At 61.3% G+C, this 15993-nt stretch carries 10 protein-coding genes; 4 read left to right on the top strand and 6 right to left on the bottom strand.

What is annotated here, in order from left to right:
* Window positions 1–36: 36 nt before the first annotated feature.
* Complete coding sequence (locus ABIE56_RS03585) at window positions 37–1107, top strand: LacI family DNA-binding transcriptional regulator (protein ID WP_429242460.1); 1071 nt, start codon at window positions 37–39, stop codon at window positions 1105–1107.
* 16 nt (window positions 1108–1123) lie between these two features.
* Here the strand turns inward: ABIE56_RS03585 and ABIE56_RS03580 are convergent, their stop codons facing one another.
* From ABIE56_RS03580 to ABIE56_RS03570, 3 genes are read right to left on the bottom strand one after another with little or no spacing between them, the layout of a single operon-like run.
* On the bottom strand, window positions 1124–1372 hold the full coding sequence (locus tag ABIE56_RS03580; RefSeq protein WP_429242459.1) for a DUF3820 family protein: 249 nt from the start codon (window positions 1370–1372) through the stop codon (window positions 1124–1126).
* Window positions 1373–1393: 21 nt separating this feature from the next.
* Entirely contained in the window at window positions 1394–1942 is a 549-nt protein-coding gene (locus tag ABIE56_RS03575; RefSeq protein ID WP_429242458.1) for an AAA family ATPase, read from the bottom strand.
* Window positions 1943–1987: 45 nt separating this feature from the next.
* Window positions 1988–3568: a Gfo/Idh/MocA family protein gene (locus ABIE56_RS03570; protein WP_429242457.1), complete on the bottom strand. Its 1581-nt coding sequence runs from the start codon at window positions 3566–3568 to the stop codon at window positions 1988–1990.
* Window positions 3569–3860: 292 nt separating this feature from the next.
* Between ABIE56_RS03570 and ABIE56_RS03565 the strand changes: the two genes are divergently transcribed.
* Complete coding sequence (locus ABIE56_RS03565) at window positions 3861–4472, top strand: hypothetical protein (RefSeq protein ID WP_429242456.1); 612 nt, start codon at window positions 3861–3863, stop codon at window positions 4470–4472.
* A gap of 99 nt (window positions 4473–4571) precedes the next feature.
* Here ABIE56_RS03565 and ABIE56_RS03560 read toward each other — a convergent pair whose 3' ends face one another.
* The 3 genes from ABIE56_RS03560 to ABIE56_RS03550 all read right to left on the bottom strand — a co-directional run bounded on the left by ABIE56_RS03560 (window position 4572) and on the right by ABIE56_RS03550 (window position 8992).
* Window positions 4572–4994, bottom strand: a complete 423-nt coding sequence (locus ABIE56_RS03560) for a DUF3617 domain-containing protein (protein WP_429242455.1) — start codon at window positions 4992–4994, stop codon at window positions 4572–4574.
* A 113-nt stretch (window positions 4995–5107) separates the two neighbouring features.
* Window positions 5108–7144, bottom strand: a complete 2037-nt coding sequence (locus ABIE56_RS03555; RefSeq protein ID WP_429242454.1) for an alkaline phosphatase family protein — start codon at window positions 7142–7144, stop codon at window positions 5108–5110.
* Between the two features lie 204 nt (window positions 7145–7348).
* On the bottom strand, window positions 7349–8992 hold the full coding sequence (locus tag ABIE56_RS03550; protein ID WP_429242453.1) for a multicopper oxidase family protein: 1644 nt from the start codon (window positions 8990–8992) through the stop codon (window positions 7349–7351).
* Window positions 8993–10378: 1386 nt separating this feature from the next.
* On the opposite strand from ABIE56_RS03550, the gene ABIE56_RS03545 reads away from it, so the two are divergent.
* Complete coding sequence (locus tag ABIE56_RS03545; protein ID WP_429242452.1) at window positions 10379–15025, top strand: RHS repeat-associated core domain-containing protein; 4647 nt, start codon at window positions 10379–10381, stop codon at window positions 15023–15025.
* Complete coding sequence (locus ABIE56_RS03540; protein ID WP_429242451.1) at window positions 15025–15840, top strand: hypothetical protein; 816 nt, start codon at window positions 15025–15027, stop codon at window positions 15838–15840. Before ABIE56_RS03545 ends, ABIE56_RS03540 begins: the two co-directional genes overlap by 1 nt.
* The last annotated feature ends 153 nt before the right edge of the window (window positions 15841–15993 follow it).

The following is a 15993-nucleotide window of genomic DNA, read 5'->3' as shown; positions in this document are numbered from 1 at the left end:
CGAAGCATCACGGGCAGGCAGAGGGATGGAAATCGCGTGAGTGACGAGGGATCAAAGCGAAAGCGGAAGCCGGGCAAAGCGCCAGGCGCCGATGCTGCGGCGCAGCCTGTGCGCGTGCGTACGGTGAAGGAGATTGCCGCCGCCGCAAAAGTTTCAGTCGCAACCGTTTCGCGCGCGCTGCAACGCCCGGAGATGGTGAGCGAGGAAACACGCCAGCGCATCCAGGAAGTGGTCAAGCGGCTCGGCTACACGCCCAACGCGCTGGCGCGCAATCTGCGCACCGCGCGCACGCGGCTGATCATTGCCCTGTTGCCCGACATCACCAATCCGTTCTTCTCCGAGGTGATCCGCGGCATCGAGCAGGTCGCCTTCGAGAAGGGGTACTCGGTGCTCCTGGGCGAAACGCAGAGCAACCTCGTGCGCGAGCAGACCTATGCCGACATGGTCGCGGCGCGGCAGGCCGATGGCATCATCACCATGTTCCACCGTGTGCCGGCCATTCCCATGGAGGGCCGTCTGCCGCTCGTCAACGCCTGCGAGTACGTCAAGGACAGCGCCATCTCGAGCGTCTATGTCGATAACGTCGCTGCGGCGGCCACGGCGGTTGAGTACCTGGTGACCCTGGGTCACCGCGATATCGCCTTCATCGCCGGCCCTGCGTCGAGCCCTATCTGCGTCGACCGCGAGCAGGGTTACCAGCTGGCGCTGCAGCGCGCGACGATTGCGCCGAACCCCGCCCTCACGGCCGTGGGCGATTTCTCGATCGAAGCCGGCGAACGCGCGGTTGAGATGTTCCTGGCGCAAGGCCAGTCCTTCAGCGCGCTGTTCTGCGCCAATGATGAAATGGCCATCGGCGCGATGCGTGCCCTGATCTCGCATGGCCTACGCATCCCGGAAGACGTCTCCGTGGTGGGCTTCGACGACATCCGTTATTCACGCTACACCTCGCCGCCGCTGACCACGGTGTCGCAGCCGAAGAACGCGCTGGGCCGCGAAGCCATGACCATGTTGATCGAGCTTCTCAACGAGCCCGAGGTGCCAACGCGGAAGCGGGTGTTGTCCGCCGAGTTGGTGGTGCGGGGGTCGACCGGGCCGTGCCTACGGTGATGCACCCCCCATCGCACTAGCGCGGTGGCTTGCGATCCGCCCGTAGCGGATCAAGCAGGCCCTTCAGTCCGTTGTGATCAAGCTCCAGGGCCAGGGCCAGCAGCACGCCCAACTGCCCCGGCGGGAAGCCCTTGCGGGCGTACCAGGCCAGGTAAGCACCGGGCAGGTCGGCAATGAGGCGCCCCTTGTACTTGCCATAGGGCATGGGGTGCGTCACGAGGGTTTTCAGGTCTTCGGGTTTCAGGCGTGGCTCCTTGGACGTCATTCCGGCAATCCGGTTGATCCCCTACGCGCGGACACGATCGAGCTGCCACGACGTGTAGGCTTCGTTGATCGCGCGAGTGGATGCCAACCGGACCTTTGGCAGAGGCAGCGCATCGTACATGGTCGCATAGCGTGCACGGTTAGCCGGTGTCGCCACGACGATGTGGCGGAGCATATCCATGTGAATACGTTCGGGCGCACCCTCAAGACCGCCAACGCGCCTGCGGTCGAACAGGGTTCGATAGAGGTAGCGGCCCAGACTCGTCAACGTGGATACATCGAGGAGGATCAACCCTGTGGCTCGCGCGAACCGCTGCGGCATACAGGACGAGTAATTCCCGTCGATCACCCAGTCATTCTCCTGGATCGCCGCGTCATGGAGGGCATGGAATGCGTCGCGAGGGCGTGGCTTCCATGCCGTGTGGGGCAGGTGATGGAATTGATCCAGATGGATTACGCGCAAGCCAATACGCCTGCCAATCGCATCAGCGAGCGTCGACTTGCCGCTGTTCGACGGGCCGAGGATACAGATCCGCCGGCCCAGCTCACTTAGAGGGCGAAGATCAGTCACGGCATGCGGCCTTTCTTGAGCAGCGCGATCATGCCGTGACCTGGGTCAGAGCGTCCAGCCTGCCCGATAATCGCGACGCAGGAACTGATTGGCCTCCGGGATGTTCGTGACCCGCATGTTCTGCGCGTCGTATTCGATCCGGTGGCCCGTACGCAGCGCGACGATACCGAGCAGCATCACTTCCGTAAGTTGGGCGGCGTATTCGAACGGCGAGGTGGTCTTGCCCTTCCCCTTGCAGGCATCGACCCAGTTCATTTCGTGCGAGGTGGTGATGCGGGCGAACTTCTTGGGCGGCGTACCCACGGAATCATGCAGCGACTGCGGCAACAGGCGCGGATTATCACCGTAGGTTTCGTGGACCAGCTTGCCCTTGGAGCCCACGTAAAGCGTGCCGCCGTCGTGCATCTGGCCGGCGCCCAGCGCCTCCAGGTCGGGCGGCAGCAGGTTGCCGTCGTACCAGGTCAGCCGCACCGGCGGCTTGTCGCCACGGGCAGGGAAGTCGTAGTACGTCATGGTGCCCGTGGGGTACGAGGCGTTGTTGAACGGCGTCGAGACGGTTTCGATGGACGTCGGGAAACCAAGGTCGAGCGACCAGAACGGCGAGTCGATCAGATGCGCGCCCATGTCGCCGAGCGCGCCCATGCCCCAGTCGACCCACCCGCGCCAGTTGAACGGGTGATAGAGCGGGTGGTATTCGATCTCGGGACCGGGACCGAGGAAGAGATCCCATTCCAGTCCCTGCGGTTTCGGATAGTTACCGGCCATGGCATTGGCGAGCCGCGCGTTCACCGCGTCCATATCCCAGCTCGTGGCGGAGGGCGCCGGCACGGTTTGCGGGCGTGGCACGCCCTGCGGCCAATAGCCCAGCGGACGGTTCGTCCAGGCGTGCACTTCGCGCACTTCGCCGATGGCGCCGGCGTCGATGTATTCGTGGATCAGGCGGGTATCGTCGGTCGAATGGCCCTGGTTGCCCATCTGGGTGACGATCTTGGGATTTTCCCGGGCCTTCCGCGCCATTTCACGGGCTTCGAACACCGACCACGTCAGCGGCTTCTGCACGTAGACGTGCTTGCCGAGGGCCATCGCTGCGCTGGCGATCGTCGCGTGCAGATGATCAGGCGTAGCGATGACCACCGCGTCGATATCCTTCTGCTGCTCGAGCATGCGGCGGAAATCGGTGTAGCGTTTGATCGAGTCGTACTTCTTGGAGAGCAGCCTGGTCTGCTCGATCCGGTCCTGCAGTTCCTTGCGCTTCGCGGCCGTTGTGGCCTTGTCGAGCTTCGCCTGCATCTGCCCGATGTCAGCGAACATCTTGTGGAAGTTCCTATCGGTATAGCCCCAGTCCACATCGCACAGGGCGACGATGTTCTGGCTGGCAAGGGCACGGATATTGTTCCCGCCCATGCCGCCGACACCGACGCCGGCGATGTTCAGGCGATCGCTGGGCGCGGTATGTCCGGTGCCGCCGAGCACATGGCGGGGCACGATCAACAGGCCGGTGGCGGCGATGGCCGAGCCTGCCAGGAAGTTGCGGCGAGAGAGCTTGATGTTCCCCAGCGTGTCGCCGGGTGCCTCCCCAGTGACGGCGGTTTGCTTCTCGTTATCGAGCTTCGGTGTGTCCGACATATGCGCTGCGATCTCCGTGTGGCTATCAGAAAGCGGTCGGGACGAAGCCCGAGCCCAGGAAGGCAGCTGGAGTTCATATCGCATATCGTTCGGAGATTCAATCGATCTAATTGCAGGGCGAACGAACGGATTGATGATGCGGTGCCGCATTTCCTCCGCACACGCGCGCAGCCGCAAGCGTCAAAACCGCATGGGGTGCGCTGCAAGGCGCTGACACCCTATGCCAATGTCAGCCTCATAATGGAAACTCATTGAGCGTAGTTTTCAACAGAGCGACCACAAGGACAACGCAATGGGCCTGAGTATCCAAGTCGGTGGGTTTGAAGATCCAGAGATGTTCGTGCAGATTTCGGAAGCGCTGGAAGAGGCCGGTCTCGCACCGCATCGCGAGCCACCGAGCGACGGAGATGAGCCTGCCTTCTCGTGCGACATGTGGGGTTACTCGGGAATTCACTACGTACGACGGCTCGCTGCATATATCGGGCAGGGGCTACCTGTGCCTGATCTTGCCGGCGGAGACCCGGCGGAAGATCCGGTACTGGAGAAGTACTACGACCTTATGGCCCCCGGTTTTGAACACCTGGTGTTGCACAGTGATGCTGAGGGGTTCTATGTGCCGCAGGATTTCGCATCAGTCGTTTTCCCCCGCGAAGCCATCGGCCTTCCCGGCGGTATGCTCGGCTCGTCATCCCGACTCCTTGCAGAGTGCCTCCGCCTTGCTGCTTGGCTCGAGTTGCCACCCGGCCTGGATCCGGAGAGCGAGGATGTTTGGGATGCTGCAGAAGCACGCCAACAGCCCGGTCCCAAATGGATGCAGCATGGCATCGAGTCGTTCACTTGCCTTCGGCTCATGGCAGCAGCCGAAGCATCGGTGGCCACCGGCTCTGCCATCGTGTTCTGCTGAGCAATGTGAATCCCATCAATGCCGTTCGCGACCTCAGATAGTTCGGCCTAGTGCACGTGTTACGTAAGCCTGGGGGCGCCGGAAACCGCGCCCGCAGCCTTAATCTTGCGGACTGGTGCAGGCAGCGTAACGGGCGCCTTCCACTTGCGTCACCTCGCCGTGGCCTTCGACCATGACGCTGCCTGTGTAGTGCTTGGCGCTATCGAAATCCACGTGTGCGGACGCCGTCGACGCTCCCTTGCAGGTGAGCTTCCACGCCAGCGAGGTGCTGCGTCGCTGCTGGTTCGTCGCGGTGCACTCGCCCTCCGCCGGCGTCCACGCGGCGAACGTGGTCCAGGGATCGGCACCTTCATCCACGCAATGCCAGTGCACTTCCGGTGCACCGGCCTTGCCGTTGGTCACGTGCCGAACCAGGATCTTCCACAGCCCGGGCATGGCGCCGAAGTCACCGGGATCGGCGTGGACAGGTGCGGCCACCGTTATAGCAAGTGCACATGCGGCGGCGATAGGCACCAAGGGCATTGGCCTGCTCCGAAAGCTGAGCTGCAAACGCTTCATCATCATTTGACTCCTTGCAACACGAAAACCGTGCCCGCTTTCGCGGGCACGGTCAGCATCGAGTGAACCGTGATCGATCAGTCAGCGATCGCAGTGGTATCGCTGACATCCTTTTTGGTGAAGTTGAACATGTCCATGAGGTTGCCGATGGCCGGCGCGTTCACCGGTACGTACGGATTCCCCCTGAACGACACCGGGTTAGGCAAGTTGTCGCGGCTGCGGGCGGAAATCTGGTCCTTCAGGTCCCAGTTGGCCTCGACGAATTTATCGAACGAGACGTGGTCGTAGTACGTGTGCACGACCTTACCGCCGAGGGAGTACTTCGACACGACCAGCAGCGGGATGCGCGTACCGTCGCCGAAGAAGTCGATCGGTTGGATGTAGCCCGAATCGTAATAGCCACCACCTTCATCGAAGGTCACCATGATCACGGTGTCATCCCACACCTTCGGGTTCGCTTCGGCCATCTCGACAATCTTGCGCACGTAGCCTTCGAACAGGTCCAGCTTCGACGAGGCCGGGTGGCCATCGAGGATGCCATCCGGCTTGGCGATGGAGACGGCCGGCAACGTGTTGTTCTGGATGTCGCTGTACAGGTCGTTGATGTCCTGGTTCTTGGCACGCAGTTCCGGGTTGGTCATGACCTGGGTGGAGTACAGGAACGGGTCGCAGATGTTGCAGAAGGTGCCGGCCTCGCCGTCTTCCTTGCCGCCACCGAAGCCCTCGCCGTAGTACTTCCAGGAAACGTTGTGCTTCTCCAGCAGCACCGCCAGGTTCTCCTGCGTGGTCGGCGGGATGGTGAACTGATCGGCGCCCAGCGGAGCCGGCGTGCCGTCGCCCATATAGCCTGGGTTGTAGTTGTTCACCAGGTAGTAGGCCTTGGGCTTGCAGTCCGTGCCCTTGAACGAAAGGTAGGGCAGCGAGCGCAGGTAGTTCTTGATCTGCTTCACGCCTGGCTGGCTTTCGTCAGCGCACTCCACGTACGAACCACCACCGTAGCCGTCCTGCACCCACCAGTTGTTGGTACCGAACTGCGCATCCGGGTTCTCGATCTGGTTTTCCGGCGGTGTGGCCGGGTTGCCGTTGGCATCGGCGTAGTAGATCAAGGTGCCGTAGCCCAGCATGATGTGGTTGGCGCCCGTGCCGCCCATCACCGACTGGTGGAAGTTGTCGCTCAGCGCATACTTTTGGGCCAGCTTCTTGAAGTAAGGCGCATCGCCCTGGGCCATGTTCAGGAACTGCATGGCGGTGGAGCCTTCACCGGTGGTCTGGTCGTTGAAGTTCGCCGGCAGCGGCGCGCCGTTGTTGCCCGCGCCCATGGTGGTTTCGACCCAGGGGAACAGATCGTTGCGGCAACCACTGGGGTTGGCGGCGGTCGCTGCCTTGGTGTCGCAATCGAGCTGCTGCCACATCTGGAAGAAACGATGCACGGGGCTGTTGGCGTAGGCGTCATAGCTGATCGACGCGTGCATATCCACCGGCGCGTTGACGAGCTTCGCCGGGAAACGGGTATCGACCACGCCGTTCGGCAAGCCCGTGCCACCGGCAGCGAGCATGTCGTAGGTGCCATCGGGCAGCGCCGGCTCAATCGCCTGTGCCTGCGCTGCGGAAGCGAACGGTGCCGCGGTGGGTGCGCCACCGGTGTTCATCTGCGGAAGCGTCTTGTACTTGCCGGCCTTCTTCGGCGACATGTCGAACTTGCCGGTGCTCGAGGCCATGAACTGCGTGGCAAGGTCCACGTTCGGACCCGGCGTGCCGTCGGCATTGACAATGCCCTTGGAGAGCAGGTTATCGACCGACTGCCCCTTCGGCGCGGTGTAGGTACCAAACACGTGGTCGAACGTGCGGTTCTCGCCGATCAGCAGGATCACGTGCTTGATCGGGGTGACGGTGTTGTCGCTGTTGTCCTGGCCGTGCGGCGGCTTGTGCAGTACAACGACGCCGCCGGGAAGGCCAGCCTGACTCTTGAAGGGAGCCACGGGCACATTCTGGCGGAACTGTGCATCGTGGTCGGGCGGAGTGGTGTCCTGGGCGCTGACAATGCCGGCGAGGCCGACGGAGAGCGCACCAAGCAACAACGGCGAAAGCCGTGTGCGGCGCAACCAAGTAACCATGTGCGATTTCTCCCTACTGGAAGTCTTCCCCCTGATGCTTATCGACTTGGGTTATGGATGGCCGGTCGACCGCGTGAGCATCTGCCCCGCATGTGACGAATCGTTGGCATGGTGGCGACAATGCGCGAGAACGTGATGACGTTAACGTGTCAACGCAAAATCTTGCGAACAATCGTTACCACCGCAACAAACAAGCCGGAGGGCTCAGACCAGTTCGTAGGGACGCATCATTTCGTTGTCTTCGTGTTCCAGGTAATGGCAGTGCCAGACGTATTTGCCTGGCTCACCATCGAAGCGCGTGATGATGCGCGTGACCATTCCGGGGTCGCAGCGCACGGTGTCTTTCCAGCCGGCTTCTTCCGCGGCCGGTGGTATCGATGGCCCGGTGAACTTCAGTTCCTTACGGGCATTCCACGCGTAGAGATCGAACGGGCGGCGCTCCAGTACCTGGAAGCGCACAAGGTGCAGGTGGATGGGATGCGCATCACCCGTCACATTGACGAATGTCCAGGTTTCCACCGTGCCCTTCCTGGGTTTTTCACTGATGGGATCGCTCCACATCTTTCCATCGAGCAGCATCGTCATCGGGTTGCCGCCCGAATCGTCCTGTTCGCCCAGTGCAAGCACCCGGTCCTGCGCCGCCGTGGAAGGATCGATGCGCTGGACCGGCCGCAACGTGGCCGGCACCACCGAGGTGTCGCGGCGACCTTTGGCGCGGACACGGAACTCGACGATGCCGTCGGCCTGGTGGCGTAGCTGCACTGACTGGCCCGCATACGCACTGAAGTCGACGATCACCTCGGCACGTTCGGCCGGGTAGAGTTCGATATTCATCCGATCGGCGGGCGCTACAAGTAGCCCCTGGTCGCTGCCAATCTGCTGGAACGGCTTGCCATGTGACAGCGACAGGTTGAAGAAGCTGGTGTTGGCGGCGTTGATCAGCCGGAAGCGGTAGCGGCGTGGCTCCACTTCGAGATACGGATACAGCTTGCCGTTGCACAGCACGGCATCGCCGCGGCATTCGGACACCCAAGGCGCCTCGGGATCGTCCGACACCGGGTAGTAAAGCTTGCCGCTCTTGGCGAGCAGGCGGTCGTAGAGCATCAACGGCATATCGAATTCGCCCGAGGGCAGCCCCAGGGCTTGCTCGTCGTCATCGTGCACATGGAAGCTGCCGAACAGGCCCGCATAGATGTTCAGCCGCGTGATGCCCATGGCGTGATCGTGGTACCACAAGGTGGTGGCGTCCTGGTCGCCCGGGTACAGGGCGGTCAGCGATTTACCCGGCACGTACCAGTCTTCGGGCCAACCGTCGTTCGGCGCGGAGACGCGCGCACCGTGCACATGCGTGATAGTGCGAACCTCGGGTTTGGATTTCTCCGCGCCGTGAATCCCGTGATCGATAGGCAGGAAGTGCCGGGCGGGAAGCTCGTTCGCCCATTCCACCAGTACCGGCTCGCCACGGCGGGTCACGATCGTGGGTCCCGGCGTGGAGCCTGCGTAACCCCATTGCGGTGTCGGCGGCAGATCCCGGTGGACCCTCGCACTGAATGCTCGCATCGGCATGCGGTAGAACGGTAGCTGCCGGCTTCCAAATGCGACGTGGGTACGCGTGCCCGTGGGCACGGCGATCGGTGGCACCGGCAGCGCATCGACGAACTTCGCCATGGTCACCGGGTTCACCAGCGGCACGTTCGGTGCGGCCAGGCCCGGCATGGCCATGCGCTGTTTCATCGGCATGGCCATCGGCATATCCATCGCCTGGGCCACGCGCAAGGTATCGACGAAGACGCATGCACCGGCGAATCCGCCGGCGACGCCCAGGAAACGGCGTCGGGAATTGTCCATGGGCAGTTATCGTTGGTTGGCTGTTGAGCAACCCAACGTAGGTCGCCTGAATGACGAGGACATTTCAATCCACGTCATGGGTGCGCGTAATGTATTGCGAATGGCGTTCATCCCACGGCACGAGTTTTCCCATGGTGGACCGCACGCTCTGGTGATGGTCCGGGCTCGCTGACGCCCGAGGCGCAGATTCACAGGATGATCTGTGATCTCCCTCAGCAAGCTGACCCGGGAACTAATGAAATTATTGAGCTTGCGCGAAGTATTGAGGTGGTCGTTGATCCTCATTCATTCATTGACTTGATCGTGCAGACGCTCAACATGCAGAGACCGGTATGCCTCAACAAGATCGTAGGGGCCGCCTCAATTTCCCATCGTTGGGCACCCTACGTCGCAGAATTGCGCGAGTGGATAAATGCTCGACGCCCCGAGGTCCTCGATGAGTTGGCGGCCGGAGGCGCTTGAAAGGCCGATTAGGCGTTCTGCGATCGCCGCCTGGATGGAATAGCGTCACGATAGCGATTCAATGCATTGCGACGCCTTGGGCGGCCGGGTAAAAGCTCGCGGCTCGCGATACGTTTGGCATCCACTAAGGTGCGTCTCGAACCGATTTTGATTGAGTGGCTGCTGACCCGTATAGAGCGTGGCTCCGCACGCTGTAGGTGCGTGAGCGCCATTGCTCTCTGGTCCCCGGCAGGCCTACGAGAAGGCGACATGGGAGTCATGAATGCCTCAATTCGTTGCCCGGGCGTTGTCTAACGGGGCAGCGATCCCAGTTGATGTCCGGAGCAGCGCCGGTCGTTGCATTCTAAAAAAACTTGGGGGTGACGGCCCTCCGTGGCTCGGTATACCGTCGCCAGCATCATGGATAGCGCGACGATCCGGGATGGAGGGGCTTTAATCAGGCCATATAGTGTCCGAACGGACATTTTATGGTGCGGTGGCTGACGATTAAGGTTCCACTAGGAAGTTATCTCGTAGGTTGCCCATCAGTGGCTGCCATCATCGCCGCGCAGGGATTGTCCGTGGTTGCCCAGGTCGTCAGGTGAAGCGACCACTAAGGCGGGCTGCGTCGGGGTCAAGCGGCGCCGTAGGAAGCATGTCGAGCCGAGAAGCGGGGGCGAGCGCGAATGGTCGCGTACGTGACATCCGTTCAACCACCCACACGCTTGCAGACGTTTATTCTTCCGTATTCTCCAGTTGTGACCGTGGGTCGCGCGTTCCTGAAACTGGTCCAGCTCTCTGTGACAGACGATTGTGTCAAATGCGGCACAGTTCTCAGTGCCTGTGTGCGCCAGTCGTGTCAGAAAAGCCCTACGCGCATTTCAGCGAACCCTGACGGGATGCTTCGGCTACGCTCGCGCCCACTCATTCGCAAGGGATAGGGATATGTTCCTCATGAGTTCCATGAAAGCGCGCCGCCGGCGCATCCTTGCCACTGCCACTGCCGCAGTCTGCTTGGCTTCGTTCACCGCCCATGCCGATTATGTGTATGGGCCACCCTACAGCTACAACGGCGCGTATGGAGCAGCGGGCGGGTTTACCTCCGTCGATGCCGCTGTCAACGACCTCATCGCGCACTACGAGAACGACTGCTCGACGACCTTAACGTGCAAGCCGCATACCTTCTCGACTGCCTACGGCAGCACGGGCACCGCGGCGACAATCACCATAAACTGGGTGAACGCCGATGGCTCTACGGGCAGCGGCTGGTTCTCTTACATCTGGGCGACGGACGTCACGGGCCAGGGTTTCCAGCCCAAGAACGCGGGCGGCTGTCAGACCGGTTGCACGGGGGGCAACGGAGCGCCTGGCGATTCGCTTGGGCCCCGCGGAAGCAGCCAAGAGGGAGACACAAAAACGGCATCGGGCAATGCCGGAACTTCCATGGAAGGGGACCCGATCAATGCCGCCAACGGCAACGCGTATCGTCAGGACACCGACCTCCATACGTCCGATTGGCTGACGTTTCGTCGATTTTACAACTCATCGAGCTTCGTGGTCGCGAGCACGCTGGGTCCGAAATGGCGACACTCGTTCGATCGCAGCATCCAATTGATGCCCAACAGCGGCCCCGATGCGGGTCTGCTTTACGCCCGCCGCCCGGATGGATCACTGGTGCGCTTTCGGAGCGCCAACGGCATCTGGACGGCAGATACGGATTCGGCCGAGACGCTGACGATTCAAAAAGACCCGAAATCGGGAGCGACGACCGGTTATGCGTTGCGGGTGGCAGCGACCCAGGACACCGAAGCCTACGACGCCAATGGTCGCCTGCTTTCGATCGCGGACGACAACGGCCAGACGACGACACTGACCTACAGTACCGCTGCCACCGATCCCGCAGTCGCGCCGAGCGCCGGCCTGCTCATCACCGTCACTGATCCCCAAGGTCGAGCGCTGGGCTTGCGCTATGACTCCCAGGGCCGCCTCTCCGTAGCCATCGATCCAGCCGGGCAGACGGCCACGTACACCTACGGCGCTGACGGCAACCTCAGCAAAGTGACTTACCCGGACCTATCGACACGTCAGTATGTGTACGCAGAGCCGCTCAACGCGCCAGGAGCTGCCACCTATCCGTCAGAACTGACCGGAGTGATCGATGAAAAGGGCGTGCGTTTTGAGACGACGGCTTATGACGCAAAGAATCACGCCGTGTCGTCTCAGTACGCCGGCGGCGCCGACAAAATGACGCTGTCCTACTACGGTTACTACCAAAACGGAGGAACTCCGGCCGGCATGACAACGCCGTTGGGGCTATCGGTGACTCTGGCGTTCGCGGACGATGGCGCAGAAACTCTGAAGCCGAGCGGAACAAACGTGCCTTGCGGCAACCAGTGCAACCAGCAGTCAAAGAAGATCACTTATGACACCAACGGCTACCCGGCCAGCTACACGGACTTCCGGGGCGCCATCACGACGACAACCTACGACGCCAACGGCTTGCTAACCCGTCAGGTCGAAGCATCGGGCACCGATGCCCAGCGTGCCACCAGCACGACCTGGGATGTGCCCCATCGTCGACCGTTGACTCGGGCCATGTCGAATGCCGCGGGCATCGTCGTGGCCAAGAGCGCATGGTCCTATAATGCCCGTGGCCAAGCCACCGCCGAGTGTGCGATTGACCCATCTGTGACCGTCCCCTACGCGTGCGGCAGTCAGGCCCATGCCCCCGAGGGCATTCGGCAGACGCGCTACACGTATTGCGATGCGGTCGACAGCACCCAATGCCCGAAAATCGGCCTGCTGTTGACGGCAGATGGCCCGCGGACAGACGTCACAGACGTGATCCGATACTCCTACTATCTCACCACCGATGAAAGTGGATGCGCCACAGTAGGCGGCGCGTGCCACCGGGCAGGCGACGCGGCGACGGTCACCGACCAAGTTGGGCATGTCACCACGTTTGTCAGCTATGACAGGCATGGTCGCTTGCTGCGCCAGAAAGACGCCAATGGGGTCATCACTGACGTTGCGTACTCGCCTCGGGGCTGGCTGATCTCGAAAGTTGTTCGGGCTAATCCCGACGGCTCACCATCGGCCGCGGACGCGACAACGACGCTCACCTACGAGCCCACCGGTGCGCTCAAAACAGTGACCGACGCAGATGGTGTGGCCTTGACCTACACTTATGATGACGCCCACCGCTTGATCGACATGGCTGACGGGCAGGCTAATCACGTCCACTATACCCTCGACCCATCTGGCAACCGGACCAAAGAGCAAACGTTTGACGCGACGGGAGCACTCCGTCGAAGCCTATCCCAAAAATACAACGCACTCGGTCAGCTCGTCAGCACGACCGACGGCCTGGGCCATATCACCTTCGATGCCACAGCCTCGGGAAGCTACGACGGCGATGGCAAGCTGATATCCGGCAAAGATGCCTTGGGTATCGCCCGTAAAGACACGGTAGACCTACTCGGTCGGGTAGTCACGAGCATCGCGGACGCCAATGGCACCAACAGTGCTACCAAAGCCTCGACCGCCGGTTTCACATTTGATGCCCTCGACCAGATCAAGTCATTCACGGATCCTGATGGGTTGATCACGACATTCACCCGGGACGGCCTGAGCAATGCGATTGGGAGGACCAGCCCCGACACCGGCCCCTTGAGTATGACCTTTGATTCTGCGGGCAACGCCACGACACGCACAGACGCCAAAGGTGTCGTGGAGAGCCGCGCCTACGATGCACTTGGTCGCACAACGGCGCTCACCTATGCGGATACGTCGCTAAACGCCATCTACGGCTACGACGAGTCCGACAGCGCCACGGGGTGTGCAAAATCGTTCCCGGTTGGCCGCTTGACGCGCATCGTAGAAGCGAAAGTGACCACAGCTTATTGCTACGACAACGAAGGGCGAGTGACTGAAAAGCGACAGACGCAGAACGGTGTTACCGATGCCGTCGACTACGCCTACTCACGTGCCGGCCGGCTGTCCGGCATCGCGCCGCCAAGCGGAAATCTGATTGCATACGCTCGAAACACACTTGGTCAGATCACTTCGATCACGCTCACGCCGCCCAATCATGCGGCGATTCCACTGGTGAGCAACGTGACCTACCTCCCGTTCGGGCCGGCAACGGGTTATACCCTCGGAAACGGTCAGGCGGTGACGCGCACCTACAATGCCAACTACGTTATCACCGATATCAATAGCCCTTCCTTCAATGTTCATTACGATCTTGATGCCTCCGGGCAGGTCATCGCACTTCGCGGCTCCGCGACGGGGCCTGTCTTGGAGACCTACACGTACGATGGACTGCATCGCCTGTCGAGCATTGCGTCGGCCACCTTCAATGAGTCCTACACCTACGACAAGAGCGGGAACCGGCTAAGCAAGGTGTCAGATAAGCCAACGGCTGCGTCGACGGGCGTCTATACTTACGCTCCGGGAACACATCGCCTTGTGGATGTCGCAGGAAGTGGCTCAGTATTTGACGCGAATGGTGCGATGACGCAGCGAAGTGTCCCTGGAGGCAGCAGGACTTACGCCTATGACGGTCGTGGCAATCTCGTGCAAGCCAGTGCTGACGGCTCACAAAGCAATGCATATCGCTACAATGTAATGAATCAGCGCATCTTCAAGGCAACCGGCGATGGGCAGCAGTTGAGATTCGTCTACGATGAAGAAGGACAGCTGTTGGCCGAGTCCGGCGGACTGCCGCACGACTACGTGTGGATGGACGGCCTGCTGATCGGATCGATGGACAGTGCATCTCCCGCGTATGTGGTCGTCGATGCGCTGGGCACACCCCGCCGGGCGGATGCTGCCGATGGGAGTGGGCGTTACTGGGAGTGGCAGCCGACCGCCAACCCTTTCGGCGAGCGCAACTTCTCGGCAAGCTATGTGTTCAATCTGCGGTATCCAGGCCAGTACTTCGATAGTGAAACTGGGCTCTTCTACAATGGCCACCGCTACTACCACCCCGACACTGGGCGCTACCTTGAGAGTGACCCCATCGGGTTGATGGGTGGAACGGGAACCTATGTCTATGCGCTGGGCAACCCGTTCCGGTTCTCAGATCCTTATGGGCTTTGGGCCTGGGGCGATCCGCTGCCGCAGGGTTTGGTCGATTTCGCGGCGGGATTTGGCGATACCGTCTCGTTCGGCTTGACCGATTGGACGCGGGACCAATTGGGGACCAACGATGTAGTGGATCATTGTTCACGAAGCTACACCGCGGGTCAGGTTGCCGGCGTGGCGCTCGACTTTGCTGCTGGCGGAGCAGCGGGTTTGGAAGCCGCGGGGACGCGCGGGGTGGGGAAAGAGTTTTCTCACTGGATTCCGCGCCGACTTGGCGGAAGTGGGTCACTGTGGAACGGAAACTATGTCACGCCCATCGAGCACGCATTGTCTGACCCCTACCGCTATCGCTTCGCCCCGGCGGCGTGGAAGAATCTAAACCCCATGCCGAACATGCTGGTCCAGCAGTTGAACCGTGTCCCGTACGCGCTCCGCGGACTTTTCGCTGGCGGCCTAATCGGTGCGGATGAAGTGCTGAGCCAGGGCGACTGCGGGTGCCAGTAATGTGGAACTTTCTATCATGGTTGAAACCTGCCGAGGTATTCACGCTCCTGGAGCGCGACATTCTCGATGCCGTAGTGGAGGCCATGAATCCTCCGGTCCGGCACCATTTTCGCGCGCAACTGGATGTCATCAATCGCGTTCAGCGCTTGGCTCAAGGGAAAGAGGTCAATCTCTATTGTTTACACAGCGGGCGTCCAGACTTTCCCGAGCGTTTGCTGTTTCCGGTGCGAGATGAGCTGGAGCTGGCCAAGGTCGACTTCACGGCCGACGACAGGAACATTCGAAACAGCGCGAGCGTTCGAATGGTTGGTGGGCGGCTCTTCTCACTTGTTTTTGCAAAGCCGCCCGGGCGCACTGTCAACCATGCGCGAGTGCATGTGGAACGGGTCCGTCTGCGGGCGGACCTTTTCCTCGACGGCGACCAAGCCCCGGGGACGGCCCGGAACGGTGACGGACTTGATTCACACAACGGTTCCATGGCGGCAGTCGAGCACGAGACAAAGGTTGAACGATGGCGCCGACAGCTGGCCGAAGGCGTCATCGACGCGCGTCTACCGGAAGACTATCTGCCGCTGCTCGCAGCATCGGTGCGGCACGGAGGGTTCGTCGTCCACGAGCCGATCCATGTTCGGTTGGTGGCGTTGGACGCTTTCAATTGCTACATCATCGCCGATCGTGATGATCGGGTAGGGTTGGGCGTCATCCAAGGAAGTGAGGACGGGAAGGTATACCGCATCGATTACGAAAGTGGCGCCATCACTGATGCCGGCCAAAACCTGGCTGTCGCGCTGAGATCTTGCAGCGGGATTGAATGAAGTGTCGAAGCCAGCATGGCGTGCGATGCCGTCAGTTGTTGTGCAGCGATGTCCGTGGTCACAAACATGATCATGAGTCGCTCGGTGAGGTGTCTATGCTGCTCGTGGCTTGGAGCATGGGGTCCGCCTACGGATCCTTCGGCCGAACTCCGC

Origin of the sequence: Luteibacter sp. 621, assembly GCF_050435445.1 — a bacterium.
In the GTDB taxonomy this organism is placed as follows: domain Bacteria; phylum Pseudomonadota; class Gammaproteobacteria; order Xanthomonadales; family Rhodanobacteraceae; genus Luteibacter.
Note: the sequence above shows the minus strand (reverse complement) of the source record. Positions and strands in the feature narration are given on the sequence as shown.